Annotated in this window: 16 protein-coding genes and 1 pseudogene; 6 read left to right on the forward strand and 11 right to left on the reverse strand. The window is 68.9% G+C overall.

The features are described from left to right. Positions 1–292: 292 nt before the first annotated feature. Complete coding sequence (locus tag SK571_RS40080; RefSeq protein ID WP_319989338.1) at positions 293–2,932, forward strand: hypothetical protein; 2,640 nt, start codon at positions 293–295, stop codon at positions 2,930–2,932. Positions 2,933–2,938: 6 nt separating this feature from the next. After that, entirely contained in the window at positions 2,939–7,813 is a 4,875-nt protein-coding gene (locus tag SK571_RS40085; protein WP_319989339.1) for a hypothetical protein, read from the forward strand. Positions 7,814–7,916: 103 nt separating this feature from the next. On the opposite strand, the gene SK571_RS40090 is transcribed toward SK571_RS40085, so the two are convergent. The 6 genes from SK571_RS40090 to SK571_RS40115 form a co-directional block, all read right to left on the reverse strand. After that, positions 7,917–8,903: an NAD(P)-dependent alcohol dehydrogenase gene (locus SK571_RS40090; RefSeq protein WP_319989340.1), complete on the reverse strand. Its 987-nt coding sequence runs from the start codon at positions 8,901–8,903 to the stop codon at positions 7,917–7,919. Further along, positions 8,900–9,571: a DUF2306 domain-containing protein gene (locus SK571_RS40095; RefSeq protein WP_319989341.1), complete on the reverse strand. Its 672-nt coding sequence runs from the start codon at positions 9,569–9,571 to the stop codon at positions 8,900–8,902. Before SK571_RS40095 ends, SK571_RS40090 begins: the two co-directional genes overlap by 4 nt. Positions 9,572–9,666: 95 nt before the next feature. Next, the gene (locus SK571_RS40100; RefSeq protein ID WP_319989342.1) at positions 9,667–10,338 is read right to left on the reverse strand and encodes a response regulator transcription factor; all 672 of its coding nucleotides are present in this window, start codon (positions 10,336–10,338) and stop codon (positions 9,667–9,669) included. Continuing rightward, the gene (locus SK571_RS40105; protein WP_319989343.1) at positions 10,335–11,471 is read right to left on the reverse strand and encodes a sensor histidine kinase; all 1,137 of its coding nucleotides are present in this window, start codon (positions 11,469–11,471) and stop codon (positions 10,335–10,337) included. The genes SK571_RS40100 and SK571_RS40105 overlap by 4 nt, the downstream gene beginning before the upstream one ends. Positions 11,472–11,595: 124 nt before the next feature. After that, positions 11,596–11,958 (reverse strand): cupin domain-containing protein, encoded by a 363-nt coding sequence (locus SK571_RS40110; protein ID WP_319989344.1) that lies wholly within the window; start codon positions 11,956–11,958, stop codon positions 11,596–11,598. A gap of 185 nt (positions 11,959–12,143) precedes the next feature. After that, positions 12,144–12,815, reverse strand: coding sequence for a hypothetical protein (locus SK571_RS40115; RefSeq protein ID WP_319989345.1), 672 nt, complete (start codon positions 12,813–12,815; stop codon positions 12,144–12,146). Between the two features lie 36 nt (positions 12,816–12,851). On the opposite strand from SK571_RS40115, the gene SK571_RS40120 reads away from it, so the two are divergent. After that, entirely contained in the window at positions 12,852–13,691 is an 840-nt protein-coding gene (locus SK571_RS40120) for a phosphotransferase family protein (protein WP_319989346.1), read from the forward strand. A gap of 96 nt (positions 13,692–13,787) precedes the next feature. Here the strand turns inward: SK571_RS40120 and SK571_RS40125 are convergent, their stop codons facing one another. Next, positions 13,788–14,342: a TetR/AcrR family transcriptional regulator gene (locus SK571_RS40125; protein ID WP_319989385.1), complete on the reverse strand. Its 555-nt coding sequence runs from the start codon at positions 14,340–14,342 to the stop codon at positions 13,788–13,790. A 113-nt stretch (positions 14,343–14,455) separates the two neighbouring features. Between SK571_RS40125 and SK571_RS40130 the strand changes: the two genes are divergently transcribed. After that, on the forward strand, positions 14,456–15,004 hold the full coding sequence (locus tag SK571_RS40130; protein WP_319989347.1) for a hypothetical protein: 549 nt from the start codon (positions 14,456–14,458) through the stop codon (positions 15,002–15,004). A gap of 103 nt (positions 15,005–15,107) precedes the next feature. Here the strand turns inward: SK571_RS40130 and SK571_RS40135 are convergent, their stop codons facing one another. The 4 genes from SK571_RS40135 to SK571_RS40150 are packed head-to-tail and all read right to left on the reverse strand — an operon-like array spanning position 15,108 to position 17,901. Then, positions 15,108–15,845: a zinc ribbon domain-containing protein gene (locus tag SK571_RS40135; RefSeq protein WP_319989348.1), complete on the reverse strand. Its 738-nt coding sequence runs from the start codon at positions 15,843–15,845 to the stop codon at positions 15,108–15,110. Then, positions 15,842–16,666 carry a Nif3-like dinuclear metal center hexameric protein gene (locus SK571_RS40140; RefSeq protein WP_319989349.1) on the reverse strand — a complete coding sequence of 275 codons (825 nt, stop codon included), beginning with the start codon at positions 16,664–16,666 and terminating at the stop codon, positions 15,842–15,844. The genes SK571_RS40135 and SK571_RS40140 overlap by 4 nt, the downstream gene beginning before the upstream one ends. Beyond that, positions 16,663–17,658, reverse strand: a complete 996-nt coding sequence (gene cobC, locus SK571_RS40145) for an Rv2231c family pyridoxal phosphate-dependent protein CobC (RefSeq protein ID WP_319989350.1) — start codon at positions 17,656–17,658, stop codon at positions 16,663–16,665. Before cobC ends, SK571_RS40140 begins: the two co-directional genes overlap by 4 nt. A gap of 36 nt (positions 17,659–17,694) precedes the next feature. Further along, a complete protein-coding gene (locus tag SK571_RS40150; RefSeq protein WP_030472678.1) occupies positions 17,695–17,901 on the reverse strand; it encodes a hypothetical protein in 207 nt (68 codons plus the stop codon). Between the two features lie 84 nt (positions 17,902–17,985). Here SK571_RS40150 and SK571_RS40155 point away from each other — a divergent pair, with 84 nt between their 5' ends. Both SK571_RS40155 and SK571_RS40160 read left to right on the forward strand, forming a co-directional pair. Next, the gene (locus SK571_RS40155; RefSeq protein WP_319989351.1) at positions 17,986–18,438 is read left to right on the forward strand and encodes a low molecular weight protein-tyrosine-phosphatase; all 453 of its coding nucleotides are present in this window, start codon (positions 17,986–17,988) and stop codon (positions 18,436–18,438) included. Further along, positions 18,417–19,148 (forward strand): annotated as a pseudogene (locus SK571_RS40160) (fructosamine kinase family protein). The gene SK571_RS40155 and the pseudogene SK571_RS40160 overlap by 22 nt, the downstream one beginning before the upstream one ends. Positions 19,149–19,152 lie beyond the last annotated feature (4 nt).

Raw genomic sequence — 19,152 nt, forward strand, 5'->3', positions numbered from 1 at the left:
CGAACTTCGCACAATGCGCGCCGCGTTGGCATCACTGGGACTGGAGGAACTCTTTCCTTTCGACAGTGACGAGCACTGCCACGACGACCTTCTCTCGGAACTGGACGGATGGGCGAACCAGCCGTCCTCGGGTTCGAACGAAACACTCGTCATCTACTGCACCGGCCACGGCAGGGCAAGCCCGCCTTATGCGCTCGTGACGTCAGGCCAATCGCGAATCTCGGCTCTGCAACCACGCCTTTTCCTGGACGTCCTCAACGAACGCAAAAGCCTCAGACAGGTCATTCTGATCGTGGACGCGTGCTACTCCCAGAACGGGATCGAGGGCGCCGCACAGGCCATGCTGCAACCGGGCAGCGCGAACGCGGACAAGGAGTTCTGGCTGATCGCCGCCAGCAGGCGGCGCGAGCGCGCACAGCAGGGCAGATTCGCGGACGCTTTCGCCAAGTGGTTGACACGTCACTCGGCACCGTCGTGGACGTCGGCTCATTTCGAGCCGTCCATCATGGTCAACGACATCACCACGGAGCTCAGGGCGACGCAGAGCGCTCGTCTGCTCACCGGCTCCGAGCTGGGATGCCGCGCCCTGCCGAACCCGCAGTACCAGAACCCCGCACCGCCGGCCGCCAAGGAGTTGCCCATAACCGTGCCGTGGGCCGCCCACGCCCGCGGCGTCTCGAGTTCGACACAACCGGGCTATTTCTTCACCGGGCGCACCTTGGCCATGATGGTGATCCGGCAGCACGCGACGGCTCGAACACCGGAGACACTGCTCGTCACGGGCGTACCGAAGTCCGGCAAGAGCGCGGTGCTCGGCCACTTCATGATCACCACGGCGGCGCCGCAGCTGCTCCCAGCTGAGCAAAGGCTGCTCTGGCCCTCGCAGAAAGTGCGCGCCGTGGCGGCGACCGGCACGCGCACCGCGGTGATCAACCGTCTCGCGGAAGAGTTCGGAGTGGCCAGTCGCGACTTCGACGCTCTTGTCACCGCGTTGCAAACGACGGACGGCCTGGTCGTCGTGCTCGACCAGCTGCATGAGAAGGACGACTGGACCGACCTGCTCGGCGCGCTGACCGGTGCGCCCGGTGTCCGGCTGGTGGTCGGCCTGCCGAACGACACCATCGTCGAGGTGCCCGGTGCCACGCGGAATTGCGACCTCGATCGGTTCGGCGGGTACCCCGATCAGGACGTCCACGACTACGTGCTCCGGCGGCTCGCGCTGAGCGAACCGCCGGAGAGGGGTTCTAGCGCGGCCAAGCTCGCGGTCAGGTGGGGAATCAGCTTCGCGGTCGCGGTCGCGGCGATGAGCGCGTACCAGGCAGAAGACGGCCGCGCGGGCAATGCGAAGGCTCGCGGAGACCGCCACGGGGCCAAGGCGGCCCAGCGGCTGTGCATCGAGGTCCTCTCGGCGCAGTTCGACGAGGACATCGCGCAGGCACTCGTGGAATCGTTGTGGGGGCTGTGTTCCTACGACGAGTCGATCGCGCTGACCGCGACCACCTGGGCCGTCGTCGCCACGCAGGAGAACGGTGAGCCGGTGGACGCCGACGCGCTGGCCGCGTGCGCGGAGAGGCTTCGTCCCCTGGTGGTGAACATGCCGGGTCAGGACGGAAGCGCGCGCTGGCGTCCGACCTTGTCCTTCGCCCCGGAGGAACGTGAACGCACGCGCACCGCGGGCATCAGCACCAGATCAAGATTTCTCGCCCGGCTGCCCGAACTGGCCGCCCCTGACGAGGTCGATTGGGAAACGATCGATCCCGCCGTGCGTGTGCTGGTCGCACACGGCGCCAAGGAGCAGACTGCACATGGCCGGCTGATCGACCAGCCCGGCTTCCTGCTCGACGCGGCGCCCGCCGTCGTGCAGATGGCGGTCCGGCTGCTGGAACGCGATGAACTGGCTCGCCGCTCGCGGGTCATGCGAGTGCTCGCGGTGAGGGCGCCCCGCGACGATCGGGCACTGTTGCTGGAGATCGCCGCACGCCGCTTCAAGGTACCGGTGCTGGCTGGGAGGACCAGCCGAGCACCGGAGGTCGAGTGGGTTCAGCCGGACAGGCCGCACCTCGAACGACTGACCCATCTCGCCGCGTACTGCGGATCGGTCGTGGTGACCATGAACGCGGAGGACGCGCTGGAGTTCTTCCTGATCACCAGCGGTGCTCCCGCCCGGTCGAAGCTGGAAATGACAGACGCGGTGCCGAAATCCCTCAGCGCCGCCACCGTCGACGATGAGGACGTCGTACTGGTCACGACCACCAACGGCGAACTGTGGCTCGTGCGCTGCGGGCAGGACGGCCCTGCGGAGCGACTCCCCCTCGACATGAAGCCGGACTCCGCCGAACTTCACGACTCCGGTCTGATGGTGCTGACGCTGGGCAACGAGGTCTGGACCGCACCGCTGCGCTCCTCCCACGCCAGACGATTCACCACATTGGACTCGGACGTGCGCTCGACGCACCTGACCGGCTCGCTCGAGCAGCCGATCTGCTGGTGCGTCACCGTGAACGGCCGGGTGCGCCGGCTGCGGCTGCATGATCAGGACGGGACGGACGTCTCCACGCTTCCGGTGCGCAAGGCGCTCCGCCAGACGGCGGCATCCCCCGACGGACAGCGGTTCCTGGCGGTCGACACGGCGAACATCCTGCATCTGCGCAACGCGAACCAAAAACGAGACCTGCCGCACGGCAAAGCCGTGCATGGTGTGCGCGCGGCCGCGCTTGACCACCGGGGCGCGGTCATCGGCTGCGCTTCCGGAGACGTCAAAGGCAAGCTCGTCCAGTACTCGTTCACCGGTGGCGAGGCACCGGTCGAGGTCGTGCTCGACGACGAACCCATCTGGGTGGCGCTCACCGCTTCGTCCAGCGTGCTGGTGGCCAGGCCGTCAGGCCTGTTGTCACTGAAGCCACCTGCTCCGCTCCAGCCCGACGAGAGGTAATGACCCATGAGCGCGGCACCTGAACGCGACCACATCACGGCCGGTCTCGAACTGGCGCGCGCTGTTCTCTCCGGTGCTGTCGGCGCCGCCGGCGCCGTGGAACCGATTCGCGAGTTCCACGCCGCGGTCGTGCGCTCCCTTCTCGACGGGACGGCCGCGGACCAGGCGGACCTGCTCTCCTGGGCACGTGTTCAGGACGGGGCGACCCTTCTCACCGACTTGGCAGCCCTCGACGGCGCCGAGTGGGCCGCCCTTGAAGAAGCGCAGCCGGACCTGCTCTCCCTCGCGCAACAGGTGGCGGCGACCGGCGCCGCACCCGCGAAGTCCACACAGGACGGACCGAGGATCGCCGTGCGGGCGCCGGGCGGGCGGTGGACGACGCTGACGGCGCACACCGCGAACGAAGTCCTGTGGGACACCCAGGTCGTGAAGACCGCACAGGTGGAGAAAGCGCTGCATTCGGTCCTGGGCGAGTTCTCCCTGATGTGGCCGGAAGTCTGGGAAGAAGAGATCAAACCGACCCACGTGTGCTGGCCGGCCGGCGTCGAGCTGGACACGACCGGGGCGACGCTGCCGGTCGCGTTGTGGCACCTCGGCCGCATCACCGGTCTGGGCGCACCGCCTGTGCTCTTCTTCGGTGAGATGGGCGACGGACGCTACTTGCGCGACAGCGCCACCCTGTTCGGCAAGAAGCAGGAGGAACCGGGGCTCACCGCACTCGTCGACGCGATGAAGGCCGAGCGAAGAGAACTCCTCATACCGGGCAACAACAGGTGGCGGTGGATTCGCCCGGAGCATCCGGACACCAAGAACCAGGACATCACCGTCGCTCGACCGGTAACCCTCGACGCCGCTGCGCAGGAGCTCTGGGGCACGGCGTGGGACCAGTGGAAGGTCGAGCGCCACCTCGCTGAGCTCAAGGCGACGGAGTGGGACTTCGTCGACGGTTCCGCTCCGCCCGAACAGCCGCTGCCCGACATCGACACGACACAGAGCTTCCAGCTCGGCCGGCTGTTCATCGAAACGAGCCGCAACGTCACCGCAGTTCTCGGCGGGACCCCTTCCTCCGGCAAGAGCTGCATCATTCGATGTGCCGTGAGGACGCTGCGCGAGTGCGGACAGGACTGGGCCGTCGTCGTCTTGTCCAACCCGGACGCGAAGCTCCCGGACAACGCCACGGCGGCTTTCGTCGCGAAGCACGCGCTCGGTGCTTCCGGAAGCACCGCGACGAGACGGCTCGTCGTCTTCGAAGGCCTGAAACCGCATGACAACATCGAGAGCCACGTGAGCGCGATGCTTCGGCACGTGGCCATCGAAGCCAACACGTGTGTCCTCACCGTCCTGGAGTACAACGACAACTCCCGCGCGGAATGGGACATCAGCGGTACGACGGTCATCACCGCACCGGTCGGGAAAGGTCCCCGAGAGCGGTTCATCGAAGACCTCGTCCGCAACGAACCCACGCTCAAACCGGGTGAAGAGCGAGCCCACGAAGCCGCGTCGGTCGTCACGGACCTGCGCCAGCTCACCCAGCTGCTCAACTCCGGCGATGACCCGTTCGCACGGATCAAAGCGCGGTTCACGGAGATGGCCAACAGCGAGCGTGAAGCCGTGCTGCTGGTCGCGGCGATGAGTCTCTGCGACGGCGCGGTGGCCGACAGCAGTCTGAACGCACTGCAGGAGACCGACTACGAGATCTTCGGGGTGATACCGGGCAGATGGCCCGGCACCTCGGCGTTGACCGGATTCCGCGACTGCCTGAGCCTGATCGACCTGCACGTGGCCGAACGGACGGTACCGGGAGCGGGCCGCGCGACCGAGCGGTCCGCATTGCGCCACGAAGTGCTCGTCGAACTCCTCGAGCCGACGTTGCACGACCTGCTCAAGTCCGAAGAGCGCGTGCTCGCACCACGGGTGCCCACCCTGTTCAACGGAATCTGGTTGTTCAACCAGAAGCTGGCGAAGGACCTGGCCGCACGAGCGGTAGACGGCGGACCGCTGACGTCCTGGGCGGCGTCGATGGCCCCGACACAGGCCGTGAACGATCTGCTAGCCGTCAAACACCTCTTCGACGACGACGCGACACGGACGTTGGCCCAGACACTCGTGAACCGGCTCCGGCTCCCCGGCGAACCGATGTGGCGTTCCAGCGCGCTCATGAAGCTGATCCGCGTTGTCAAGAACATCGACTCCGACCTGACGGACCGCACCCTTCGGGACATCGCCGAGTGGCTGAAGGAACAGGTCGAGGACCTCCTCAACCAGCAGGAGGGCACACCTGAGGAGCTCGTCGTACTGCTCGAGGCACTCGCCCGCTACGACTGGAAGAACGAAGAGATCAAGCCGTTCGTCGCGGATCGCACTCTCGACGTGCTGCGCGGTGTTCGCCACGACCGGCTCGGGGACTACCGGGTGGTGCGCAAGGTCGTCGACCTGATGCGGCTGCTGCGGGCACGCGAGAGCATCGACCTCTCCGCGCTCCTCGTGGAGAACGAGTACGACGTGAAGGCCATGCTCGAGCGGGAGCCGGTCGAACACGACGGCATCCAGGTGCTCTTCGCTTCGATCGACCTGCGGCAGAGCTTCCACTGGATGGAGTACGAACTCAGGTTCCAGCCCTACCACATGCCCATGCTGGCAGCGCTCAGCAACGCCTCCGCGACGGAGTTGGCCACCGCGATCAACGATCTGCGCGCCTCGAACCCGCGCCTGGCCACGGCGTTGATCGGCCCTGTTTGGCCGGAGTTTCCCGCGGCCGTCCGCCGGCTTCTGGACGCGGCATGGCCGGTCGAAGCCGCCACGCTCATCCGCGCGATCTCGACCACGAACTCCCTGCTGCTCCCCGAGATCCTCTTCAAGAACGGCCAGGTGGACCAGCGATTGCTCTGGCGGCTGGCCGACAAGATCACGAAGCTGCGGGACACGAGCAGCACCGGGATGCTTCTGTCCGCACTGCATTTCGCCGACAACCTCTTTCACCGCGGTCACGAACTCGCTTCCACCGAACTCGCCGAGAAGATCGGCAAGAGCACCGTGGACATGCTGATCAAACAAGACCCTCGCATGTCCTCGCTCTACTACCTCATCAAGGGCATTTGGGACGCGGAAGCCAGTTATCGGGAGGAAGTTCTCGACGACGTGCTCGAGATCGTCGCCAACCACGTCAAGCGCCGACGGCAGCACTGGGGACCGCTGGCCGCGTTGAGGCTCCTCTCCGACACCGAGATGGGACAGCTCGCGCTGCAGGGCCTCCGCGAACACCTGACCCCCGCTGATCTGGTGGAGGGCATGTACTCCGCGAACACCACGCAGGCCCGTGCCGCTCTGCATCGGCTGGGGCGCGTCCTGTACCCGACCGTGGCAACGATGTACCGGGACAGGTGGGACGAGGTCTCCTTCACCGACGGGCTTCGGACGAGAACCTCGGCACTCGAGGTCTGCGCCGAGGCGGCCAGGACTCTCGTCGAAGCCGACGTTCCAGACGCGGGCAGGACGATGCTCGCCGCGACCGGAGGTGTGGACGAGTGGGCCGCCAGGTTGCGCACAGGCGGCTGGCCGAACCTGCTGGCAACCCGGATCGGCGATCTGAGCACGCTGGATCGAGGCAGCGCCCGGCAGGTGCTGGACAAACTGCGCACCGAGCCGACCAACACCAAAGTTCACGGGCAGGCCGTGTGCTCCCTCGCTGCCTGGCTGCGCAAGGCAATGCTGATCGACGCCTCGACGACGGCCGCGGTCATCAATGCCTACGAGAACGTCAAACCCGGCCTGAGCAAGGAAGTGCTGGCGGAACTCGCAAAGGACGGCTACGCCGCCCACTCGCTGCGTTGGAGCGCCGCATACGACCAGAACCCCATCTCACAGGCCCACACGGCCAGAGCCCTCGTGCGCGCCGGCCTGACACCCAACGACCCTCAAGGCAGCTGGATCAAAGCCGTGCACGAAGCCCGCACGGACACGCTGAACAAGTTCACCAACCCGCAGGCCTGCGCGGCGATCCTGCACATGTTCGCCGGTTGGAAAGAGCAGTGGGCCGCTGACGCCGCAAAGAGTTTCGACGTCACCCGCATGGCGCGACGGGTCAAGCAGGGCCGGATAACCGATCTTCCCGGCATAATCGATCTGATCCGCACGCTTGATGTTTGTGGTGGTACCGCGACTGCGCGGCTTCTGGCGGAGTACCTGTACGAGACCGACCTGAGCTCGATCGGGCGGCAACTCGACCTGGAGAACCTCTGCAGGCTGGCCGACGTGATGGAGGTCGTGTTGCCGGACGCGGTACCGAAAGTGCTGGTGAGCACACAGGTGGCGGTTGATGCCGCCATTACGAACACCGTCGTGCTCGACGAGAGCAAGGTGTGGCGCCATGTGGCGCGCGCGTGTGCGACCGCGCGAAGGCTCCGCAGCAGCCTTGGTCCGTTCACCGACCCGGAGGTGCGTCCCAACATCGTGCACGCGCCCGCTGTGGCCTGGGCGGCAGCAGAGCTCGGTGATCCGGCTTGGGGTGCCAATGCCGCGGAACGCGTGCGAGCACGACTGAACGAACGCGACTTCCCCAGCCCTGCCGACCAGGGGTACCTGCTGTTCGCCACCAAGAGCGGCTGGGCTCCGGAATTGCGTCCGGTCAACGAGGAATTGGTGGCTCACGCACCGATGTGGCTGCTGCGGATGCTCAGTCAGGAGTCGTCCAGCGATCCCTACTTGATCACTGTGCTGAAGTCTGCCGCTCCGGCGATCCGCAAAAGGATGGCAGATCCCACGCGCAGGTCCGACTGGGACGCAAGGGCCCTCAGTGGCGTCATCAACACCTTGGCGCCAAAGCAATCCATACAAGACGTTGTCAGAACCATGCGAACACCGAAAGCCTCACAAAATCAGTGAGGCACGCGCACCGACCTACAAACCAGATGTGGCATGTGTTGGCGGGCAAGATCGTCCTCGGTCATGGTCAGGGCCTGCTGGCGTCCACCGGGGCACCTCACGATCACACGGTGATGACGACCTTCGCGCGGGCGTGTTCGGTTTCCACGTAGCGGACGGCGTCGGGCACCTCGTCCAGCGAGTAGGTGCGGTCGATGACCGGCGTGAAGCCTCCCGACTCGGCGAGGTGCCGCAGCGCCGTGAGGATCTCCCGGTCGAGCGTCGTGGTGAGCACCAGCAACCGGTCGCGGACGAACGGGGCCAGCAGCTTCGCCCTGATCATCAGCCACATGGGCCCGACGACGCTGCCGCCGCCGAACACTCCCCCACCGGACAGCACGATCGTCCCGCCGGGGGTGAGCGCGCGCCGCAACCCGGTCAGCGAGTGGTTGCCGACCAGGTCGAGGACGAGGTCGTAGCGCGTGCCGTTCCTGGTGAAGTCGTCCGCGGTGTAGTCGATGACGTGGTCCGCGCCGAGTGACGCCACCAGCTCGACGTTCCTCGTGCTGCACACGCCGGTCACGGTGGCGCCCAAAGACTTCGCGATCTGCACGGCGAACGTGCCCACGCCTCCGGACGCTCCGTTGACGAGGACGTGCTGTCCCGGCTGGAGGTTTCCGACGTCCCGCAGTCCCTTCAACGCGGTGTGCCCGGCCAGTGGGACCGCGGCGGCCTGCTCGAACGTCAGGGTGGCGGGCTTGGTCTCGACGAGGTCCTCGGACACGCACACGTACTCGGCGAACGCTCCGTCGGCGGCACCGAGGTCGCCGTACACCTCGTCACCGGGCCGGAAGCGCCGCACGTCCCTGCCCACCGCCTCCACCCTGCCCGCGAAGTCGCGACCGCGGATCTTCCTCCTGGGAGCGGCGACTCCGATCCCGGTGAGCCTGGCCAGGTAGGGGTCTCCGCGCATCATGTGCCAGTCGTACGCGTTGACCGAGGCCGCGTGCACCCGCACGAGCACCTCGTTGCCGGAGGCCGCCGGCGGCTCCACGTCGCGGAACTCCAGCACGTCCGGCGATCCGTACCGGTCCTGGACGACTGCCTTCATCGAGTCTCCTCGAGAGCGAGTCCGGCGCGGACCGGACGAGTCGGCGACGCCGGGCGGCGGATGATCCATTCCGCGACGGCGAGGTTGATGAGCCAGGCGGCGAGCATCAGCACCGCGTTGCTGAGCCGGTCGGGCTCGCCGACGGCCACGAGCCACGCGGTCAGCGTCACGGCTTGGGTGCCGGCGCCGAGCCCGATCGCGAAACCGCGGATCATCCAGGCGCGGTGCCCGGCGACGTCCCGGCGGCGGATGGCGGCGACCCCGAGGACGATGAACACCGCCCACGCCGTGCCGAACACCAGCCGGGTGCCGGTGAGCAGAGCGCCCACATCAGCGGGTTTGGGGTAGAACACGGTCATCCACAGACCTGACAGCGCGCCCAGAAGTCCACAAAGGACCAGAAGTCTTCCTGCCGCCCGGTGCCATCCCCGTCTGCGACGGCGGAAGCCGGGAGCGAACTGGAACGCACCGAGGATCGAGTACACGCTGACGGTGACGGCGTGCAGCACCACGGGCACGGGTGAGGCGAAGAACCGAGCGTTGTCCGGTGTGATCTCCGCGCCGCCGCCCAGTTCGGCCAGCCGGAGGGCTCCACCGAGCACCGGGATGACGCTGAACAGGATGATCGCGGCCGGGATGAGCTTGTCCAGCTTGGCGGAGGAGGTCATGCACAAGATCGTGGCCCGTGCGGCGGTGTCACCTCATCGGCACAAGGGCCGCGATCGTCTCGGCCGATGGTCCGACCCGCTCGTCGTACTTTCGGCTACTGACGCCGGGGTCCGCTCCGGACGCGCTTGGTCTCGTAGGCCCAGATCGCGATCTCGACGCGGTTCCTGGCACCGATCTTGGCCATGAGGCTGGCGATGTGGCTCTTGACGGTGCTGAGCGCGATGTGGAGGTCCTTGGCGACCTCGCTGTTGGTGCGCCCGCCCGCGACGGCGGCGAGGACCTGCTCCTCCCGTTCGGTGAGCGGATCGATCAGCTGCCCGGCGCGGCCGGCGGGCCCGGTGTCCGCGAAGGCCTCGATCAACCGAGCGGTGACGCTGGGGGCGATCAGGGCGTCGCCGGAGGCCGCGGCGTGGACGGCCTGGGTGAGCAGGGCGGTGCCGGCGTCCTTGAGCAGGAAACCCCTGGCGCCCGCACGCAGTGCGGCGTAGACGTACTCGTCGAGGTCGAACGTGGTGATCACGACGACGGCGATCGGGTCGGCGACGCCGGGCCCGGCAAGCAGGCGAGTGGCCTCGATGCCGTCGATTCCGGGCATGCGGATGTCGAAGAGGCACACGTCCGGCCGCAGCCGGCGGGCCAGTTCCACGGCCTGTGTTCCGTCCTGTGCCTGGCCGACGACCTCCACGTCCGGCTGGGCGTCGAGGATCATCGAGAGTCCTGTGCGGACGATCTCCTGGTCGTCGGCGACGACGACGCGGACGCTCATGCGGCTGACCCGGTGAGCGGCAGCACGGCGGTCACGGTCCAGCCGCGGCCGGGGTTCGGGCCCGCCTCGCAGCTGCCGCCGAGCAGGCCGGCGCGTTCCGTCATGCCGATCAGCCCGTGCCCCTGCGCCGAGGCGCCGCGGAGGTTGCCGGTGTCGCCGTCGTCGCTCACCCGGAGGCGGACGGACGAGTCGCCGACGGTGACCCGCACCTCGATGCGGGTGGCGTGCCGGGCGTGCCGCCGGGCGTTGGTGACCGATTCCTGGGTGAGCCGGTAGATCGCGGTTCCCACCGACTTCGGGATGTCGTCGACGGCCCCGTCGATCCGCACGTCGACCTCGGGTCCTGGCCGGCCGGGGCTCGCGAGCCGTTCGATGTCGGCGACGGTCGGGCTGGGCGCCAGGTCCGCGGGCTCGTCGTGGCGCAGGGCTCGCACCATCGTGCGCATCTCGGTGAGCGCACGCGACGCCTCCGACTCGATCAGGCCGAGCGCCTCGATCGCCGCCTCCGGCCGCGACGCCGCCGTCGCGAGTCCCGCCTGGGCGCGGATCGCCATCGCCGACACGTGGTGCGCCACCGTGTCGTGCAGGTCCCGTGCCAGCCGCTCCCGTTCCAGCAGCTTGACCTGGTCGAGTTCCCTCGCCCTCGCCCGCGCCCGGTATCGCACCGCGGCACCGAGGGCGCACGCCGTCCCGAGAACAGCGCTGCCGCCCACCGCCTCCCCCACGCTGAGGAAGCCGAGCGCCGCCGACAGCCCGACCTTGCCGAGCATGATCGCCAGCCCGATCACCGCCTCACGCCCCGAACCCCACCGGAACAGCGAGAACGGGAAGAGCACCATGTAGACCATCACGGTGAGTTCGGGCTCGCCCCCGAAGACCAGCGAGGCGACCGCGGCCACGCCGAACGCGACGGCGACCACGAACAGCGGCCTGCTCCGGCGCAGCAACAACAGCGGCAGCAGCCCCACCGCCAGCACCAGCGAGCCGGCCCGCCAGCTCAGGTCCGGCCGCAGCACCACCTCGAGCACCGCAACCGGCAGGAGCAGGGCGACCAGCACCCAGTCCCACCACAGCCGCGCCGCCGCACGCACCGGCCGGGGCTCATCCCACACCGACCGCAGAAGGGCGAACACGTCGTCATCGTACGAGAGCCGGCACCAGGACAGATCCGTCCGAAGTACTAGACCCCGGCCCGGTCGAGCGGGCTGCAACGCCGAAGAGTTCCAGCCCGCTCCCCCGTCACGCCTTCGCCCGGGATCACCGCTTGGCGTAGTCGTCCATGCCCTGCCAGTCGACTATGACGCAGGCTTCCTCACCGACCGTCCACGCGTCGTGGCCTGGCGCGGCCATCATGAAGTCACCCGAGCCGATCTCGGCCTCCTCGCCGTCGTCCATGACGATCTTCATCCGGCCGGACACGACGTAGCCCTTGTGGGCCACCTGGCAGCTGTCGGTGCCGGCGATGGGCTTCACGTGCTCGGCCCAGTGCCATCCTGGTTCGAACACCGCGCGGCCGACGGCGCCGGCCTCGGAGTTGATCAGGTCGAGATGACCCGTGCTCTGCTCGAAGGGACGGGTCTCCTCGGGCTTGTCGAAACTCTTGACCAGCAGACCGGACATGACGAACCTCCTGAAATCGCCGATCAGCCAGCGGAACACGTCTGCGACGACCGCGCTCGCCGCAGACGACCCGAACCACCGGGCCGAAATACCTGAACTCGGACGGTCAGGTATCGGGCACGCGTGGTGGTCACCCGCTCGGCCAGGCACGACATCGGCTGATCGACGGCCGAGCACCCGTCGGTTCAGAGCTCTGGATCTCCGGTCGGCAGCTTGTCGAGCCATCCCGGTGCCAGGCGGAGCCGCGCCGCGCACGCCGACAGGTCCTCCGGGTAGCGCGGACCGAACCGGCGCCAGAAGTCGACGAACACCCACGGCGAGTCCAACTCGAACTCGTCGTCGGGGAAGGCCTTCACCCCGGCGGGCTCGACGTCGTCATCGCTGTCCTCGTCCTCCCCGACGCGCACGAGGTAAGGGGCGAGCTGCTCGACCGGGCTGCCGGTGGCATCGGCGATCACCTCAGGCCGGCCTGCGTACTCGGCGCTGAGGCGGGCGACCTCGTCCACGTCGTCGGTGAAGTAGTCCGGCATCGAGGCGAACCGGTCGAGCGTCACGCCGTCGCGCAGCAGCGAGTGGGTCCAGTAGTCGCCGTCGTAGATGCGTGCCGTGCCGACCAGGACGGACAGGGCACGGCTCATGTGTTCCGCGGCTGCCACCTCTGTGAAGTGACTCGGCCAGAGGACGACCGTCCAGCCGTTCGTCGCCGGGAAGACCCGCACCTCATCTGCGGTCGCCGGCTCCGCGTCCTCGACGGGCACAGCGGGCCAGGAGTGCGCCGCGGCGAAGCCGCCGACCGCGGCCAGCACGGCGGCCGTGTCCTCGGTCTGGAATGCCGAAGCCGCCACGAACTCGCCCATGTGAAGCTCCTCTGCGATCAGTTGTAGGTTCCGGACATGATCAAGGCTGCCCCGGACCTGCTGGAGATCGCGTCCGCCCTGCTGCCCGGCACAAGTCTGGACGACGCCTTCGCGGCACCCGACGGCAACATCCACCGCGTGCTGCTGATCCCAGGTGCAGCCGCCGTCCGGGTCAGCAGGAGGCCACTGGCCGCCGCGTCCATGCCCCGCCGCGTGGAAGTGTTGCGGTACCTGGCTTCCGCTGGCCTGCCGTTCCAGGTGCCGGAGCCGCTCACGCCCGTGACCACGTTCGGCGACCAGGCCGCCGTCGCCGTGTCGTGGATCGACGGCGCCGCCCTGCCCGAGGGGGCCGGTGACCCGTCGCAGGTGGCAGAAGTGCTGGAGGCCGTGCGCTCCGTGCCACTAGATGGCGCGTTGCTGGCGGTCTTGGACGACCGGGCACAGGGTCCGTCGTGGTCGGAGATCATCGCCGATGAGGTCATCCCGCGTCTGCCCACTCGCTGGCAGTCCGAGAGCCGGCGGCGCCTGGACGCCTGCCTGGCCCTGGAACCCGTGCCAGATGCCTTGGTGCACGGCGATCTCAGCGGCTCCAACGTGCACTGGTCGGCCGGCGGGAAGCTGCTCGGCATCCTCGACTGGGACATGGCGATGCCCGGCGACCCGGCCGTCGACGCCGCCCAGATGGCCTGGCACGGCTGGGACAACGTCCGTCTTGCCGTCTCCGCCGACGTCTACCGGCGGGCCCGAACCTGGGACGCGCTGTTCGGCGTCGAGCACCTGATCGCCACCATGAACGGCCGCCCCATGACGAGCCCGGACGGCTTCATCTCCGCGATCGTGCCCTGGCTGGAGGCCAACGTCCCGATGAGCCGCTGATGCCGTGCGGCCGCAAGTTCACTCGGGCTGAGAGCAGAGGAGAAGGCGCCCTTCGGATTCCCGGACCACACCGATGTTCCCCAGTTCTCAGGTGATTCAGCCGCGCGCTCGGAGAATGCCTTCCACCGCTTCGAGGAGCGTGTCGCCGATCGGGCCCGGGTCCGAGAGGCAGCCTGCCGCCATCGCGCCGTCGCGCAGCATCACGAAGTGCCTGCCGTCGCGCTCCGCAGGAGCATCGCCGACGCGGGCGAGCAGGGCTGTGACGGTGTCGAGAAACCATTGGCGGTGCGCCAGAACCGCCTTGTGCACGGGATGGTCTGGATCGGCGTACTCCGCTGCGGCGTTGAGGAAGGCGCAGCCGCGGAACTCCTCCAGGCGGATGTGCGCGGCGATGCCCCTCGCGACGGAACGCACGGCGTCCGCGTCGTCCGCCGCCGCTGCCACGCCCGCCTCGACGTTGTGGCGGGTCGCCTTGTCGGCCTCGGCCAGGTAGGCGAGGACGAGGTCCTCCTTGCCGGCGAAGTGGCGGTACATCGTGGCACGGGTCACCTTCGCCTCGGCGAGGATGCGGTCGACTCCGACGGAGTGCAGGCCCTCCGAGTAGAACAGCCGGCTGGCCGTTCCCAGCAGGCGGTTCCTGGCGTCGGACACGGTGCGGGTCACCCTTCCGACGGTAGCAGAGAGAACGTTCGGTCTTGACAGGTGCGAGGTCGGCTGACAGTGTCGAAGCAGAAAGAACGTTCTCCCTACTTCAAGGACACCTCGTGAGCATCGCCGCAGCGTCACCCGCAGGTCTCGCCCCCGCCCTCCGCACGCTCTACCTCGTCCGCTTCGGGTTCGCGGTCGTGTGGGCGGTGCTGCTGTTCCTCACCGCGACGGAGATCGGGCCGGTCAGCGGCACGTTGCTGGTGCTCTACCCGCTCTTCGACGTGGCCGCGATCGTCGTCGACAGCCGTGCGGCACGTGCTGGGCGGGCCTCCGCGGCCCTTTACGCCAACATCGTGGTCAGCACGCTCGCGGCGGCGGGTCTGGCGTTCGCGGTGACGTCCGGCATCCCGGCTGTCCTGCAGGTGTGGGGTGTGTGGGCCGTCGTGTCCGGAGTGGCGCAGCTCGCCGCCGCTCTCGTGCGCCGCAGCCTCGGCGGGCAGTGGCCGATGATCATCAGTGGTGCTATCTCGACGCTTGCCGGGACGTCGTTCGTCCTGCAGGCGGGTGCTGCGGACGCGACGTTGCGCAACCTCGCGGGTTATGCGGCGATCGGTGGTGTGTTCTTCCTCGTCTCGGCGCTGCGGCTGCGGCGCGGTGGCGAGTGAGGGGCAGGCGTTGCCGCCCGTTCAGACCTTCGCTTCGGAGACGAAAAAAGGCCCGGCAGAAACAGGAAGACTGCTTCTGCCGGGCCCGCGTTCGTCGGGCGGCTCAGGCCTTCGGCTCCGCGATGCGGACCAGGATCGTGCCGCACTCCTCGCAGCGCACGATCTCGTCCGCCGCCGCTTCCTTCAGCTTCGACACCGCACCGCTGTCCAGCTCGATCCGGCACGCCCCGCACCGGCGCGACTGGAACGGCGCGGCGCCGATGCCGCGCTGCTCGCGCTGGCGGTCGTAGAGCTTCAGCAGGTCGTCCGGGAAGCCCTTGGCCATCGTCGAACGGTCGGCGGTGCGGCGGGTCTCGGTCGCCTCCAGGTCGGCGAGGGCCTGGTCGCGGCGGGCGGCCGCGTCCTTCAGGGTCTCGCGGGCCTTGTCGAGTTCCACGCGCGCGAAGGAGGCGTCGGCGTCGACGGCCTCGCGGCGTTCCATCAGCTCCAGCAGGTCGTCCTCGAGGATGCCCTGGCGGCGCTGGATGGTGGCCAGCTCGTGTTCTAGGTCGGTGAGCTGCTTGGCGCCGACCGAACCCGACTGCATCAGCTTGCGGTCGCGCTCACCACGGGCGCGGACCTGGTCGATCTCGGTCTCCTGGCGCTTCACGTCGCGGTCGAGGTCGGTGAGCGTCGTCTCGACGGCCACCAGCGCGTCCTGCTTGGCGCGCACCTGCTGCTCGGCCTCCGCGATCTCCGCGATCTCGGGCAGCGTGCGGCGACGGTGGGTGACACGCGCCAGTTCGGCGTCGACCGCGGCCAGGTCGAGCAGCCTTCGCTGCACTGCGGGATCGGCTTTCACGCAAGTCCTCCTACTGCTGTGCTCGTCGCACCGACGGTCCACGGGTCGGTCCGGCGGGTGGAGACGAGTACGTCGACCCTACCGCCGAAGGCCGCCCGCAGGATCTCCGCCGCCTGCTCGCACCACGGCCACTCGCTGGCCCAGTGCGCCACGTCGACCAACGCGGGCCCGCCGGACTCGATGTGCTCGCTCGCGGGGTGGTGCCGCAGGTCCGCCGTGACGTAGGCGTCGACGCCTGCTCGCTTGACCGCGTCCAGGAAGCTGTCGCCCGCGCCGCCGCACACCGCGACCCGCCTGATCAGGCCTTCCGGATCTCCCGCGGCCCGCACGCCCTGCACGGTGGCGGGCAGCGCGGCGGCCACCCGCTGAGCGAACGCCCTGAGCGGCTCGGGTTCCGCGAGCTCCCCGATGCGACCGAGGCCCGTACCCTCGGGCTCGGCCGGTTCGAGCGGGCCGGTGACGGTGAGACCGATGGCGTTCGCGAGCGCGTCCGACACTCCGGGGAGCGCGCCGTCGGCGTTGGTGTGCGCGCAGTACAAGGCGGCGCCGTTCCGGATCAGCTTGTGCACCAACGCCCCCTTGGGGTCGTCGGCCGGAACACCGTTGACGCCCTTGAGGAGCAGCGGGTGGTGCGCGAGCACGAGCTGCGCGCCCCGTTCGACCGCCTCGTCCACAGTGGACGACGTCGGGTCGACGCAGACCAGGACCCTGGTGACCTCCTCCTGCGGATCACCGCAGACCAGGCCGACCGCGTCCCACTTCTCGGCGGTCTTCGGCGGATACGCGGACTCCAGGACCGCGATCACGTCGGCGAGCTTCACGCCAGTTCCTCCATCACGACGCGCAACGCGTCCACGAACACCGCGAACTCCTCCGGCGGCCGGATCGCCACGCGCAGGTACGTGTCATCGAGCCCCGGGAACGTGTCGCAGCGGCGCACCGCGATCCCCTTGTCCCGCAACGCTCGCCGCGCGCCTCTGGGCGCCCTGATCAGCAGGAACGGCCCTTTCGGCGCAACGACGACGAGGTCTTGGAGCTGCTCCAACGCGTGCGCCGCGTACTGCTCGGCCTCCAGCGCGAACCGCGCGGACTGGTCGAGCGCCTCCGGTTCGCAGCACGCCGTGATCGCTTCCAGTGTGAGGCTGCCCACCGGCCAATGCGGACGGCCGTGCGCGAGCTTCGCGAGGGTCTCCGGGTCGCCGAGGAAGTAGCCGGCGCGCAGGCCCGCGAGCCCCCAGGTCTTGGTCAGGCTGCGCAGCACCAGCACACCGGGGTCGTGCGCGAGCGACTCGGGCTCGCCGGGAACGGCGTCCATGAACGCCTCGTCGACGACCACCCGGCCGGGCAACGCCTTGAGCGCGGCGGCCTCGTGCAGCACGGACGTCGGGTTCGTGGGGTTGCCGATGACAGTGAGGTCGGCGTCCGAAGTCACGTCGCGGAGGCGGAAGTCGCCGTCGAGCAGCACGTGGTCGACCGGAATTCCGGCATCGCGAAAGGCCACCTCGGGTTCGGTGAACCCGGGGTGGACGATCGCGGCACGGCGCGGCGCGAGCTTCGGCAGCAGCGCGAAGCCCTCGGCGGCACCGTTGAGCAGCAGCACCTCGTCCGGAGAGCGCCCGTGCCGGCGTGCGACGGCCTCACGAGCACGTTCTTCGGCGAGTTTCGAGGGGTAACGCCCGAGGTCGTCGAGCGCCGCGGCCAGCCGTTCGCGCAGCCAATCGGGCGGGTGCGGCACCCGCACGTTGACGGCGAAGTCGGCGAGGCCTGGTGCGGCGTCGACGTCACCGTGGTGGCGCAGATCTGGGCTGGTCATCGCCGGAATTCTAGGCGACCGGCTCAGACGGGCGCGTCACTGCATGTAGCGGCGGAGTTCGGTGAGGTGGCTGATCAGCTCGTCCAGCTGGAACGCGTCGAGCTGCGCGGACTCACCGGGCGGGGTGCGGAAGCAGACGCGACCCTTCTCGTTGAGGTACACCTCGAACGCACGTCGGCGCCCGAGGGCGTCGGTGCACCCGATGATCTCCCGTTGCGGGGGCACGTCGGTACCTGTCTGCATGGGCGGCCTCCATGTCGTTTGTCCGTACATCTTGCGACAACGGTTGAGCGTTACCGTGCGGCGGCACCACATAGGCTGCGCGACATGCACGTCTCGTTCGTCTGCACCGGCAACATCTGCCGGTCCCCCGTGGCAGCGCTCGTGTTCCGGGAGTGGTTGTCCCGGGAAGGATTGTCGTCGAAGGTCCAGGTGTCCAGTGCCGGGACCGGCGGATGGCACGTCGGCGACCCGGCCGACCCGCGCTCGTTGAAGACGTTGGCGGACAACGGATATCCCGTCGACCACGTGGCCGCGCAGGTCGGTGCCGAACATCTGGACGCGGATCTGCTGGTCGCGCTCGACTCCGGTCACGCCCGCGCGTTGCGCCGGATGGTCGATCCGGATCGCGTGCGGCTGCTCCGTTCGTTCGACCCGGACGCCGACGGCGTGGACGTGCCGGATCCGTACTACGGCGACGACGCCGGGTTCACCGAGGTGCTGGTGATGGTCGAGGCGGCGATGCCGGGGCTGGTCGCGTGGGTCCGCGAGCGGCTCTGAGGACGAAGCACCAGTCACCGCGGGCCACCGCCGCCGAGGCGGCCGGTCTGCGGTGGCTGCGCGTCGACGGCGGCCCGCCGATCCCCTCGGTGCACAGCGCTTCGGAGGGCACGCTGGTGATCGACGAGATCCCGCTCGGCGAGCCGAATCTTCAGGCGGCCGTGACCTTCGGCCGCCGGCTGGCCGCCCTGCACCTCGCCGGAGCCCCGGCGTTCGGCTCCCCGCCTCCCGGCGGCCCGCGCGAGGCCACGATCGGCCTGGCCGAGATGGTCAACGAGCCCGCGCCGGAGTGGCCGGAGTGGTTCGCGTCATAGCGGACCGAGCCGTACGCGCGGCAGGCGGGCATCGACGTCAGCGAGGTGTGCTCGCGGATCAACGACCTCGCCGGTCCGCCGGAACCTCCCGCACGGCTGCACGGCGACCTGTGGGGCGGCAACGTGCTGTGGGGGGCCGACGGCCAGGTGTGGCTCATCGACCCGGCGGCGCACGGCGGGCACCGGGAGAGCGATCTCGCGATGCTCCAGCTCTTCGGCTGCCCGTTCCTCGACCACGTGCTCGGTGCCTACCGGGAGGTCGCACCCCTGGCCGACGGCTGGCAGGCGCGAGTGCCGTTGCACCAACTGTTCCCGCTGCTCGTGCACGCCGTGCTGTTCGGCGGCGGATACCGCTCGCAGGCGGTGGCCGCGGCACGCGCCGCTTTGCGAGGATGACGTT

The sequence above is a fragment of the Lentzea kristufekii genome, assembly GCF_033949925.1.
GTDB lineage: Bacteria > Actinomycetota > Actinomycetes > Mycobacteriales > Pseudonocardiaceae > Lentzea > Lentzea kristufekii.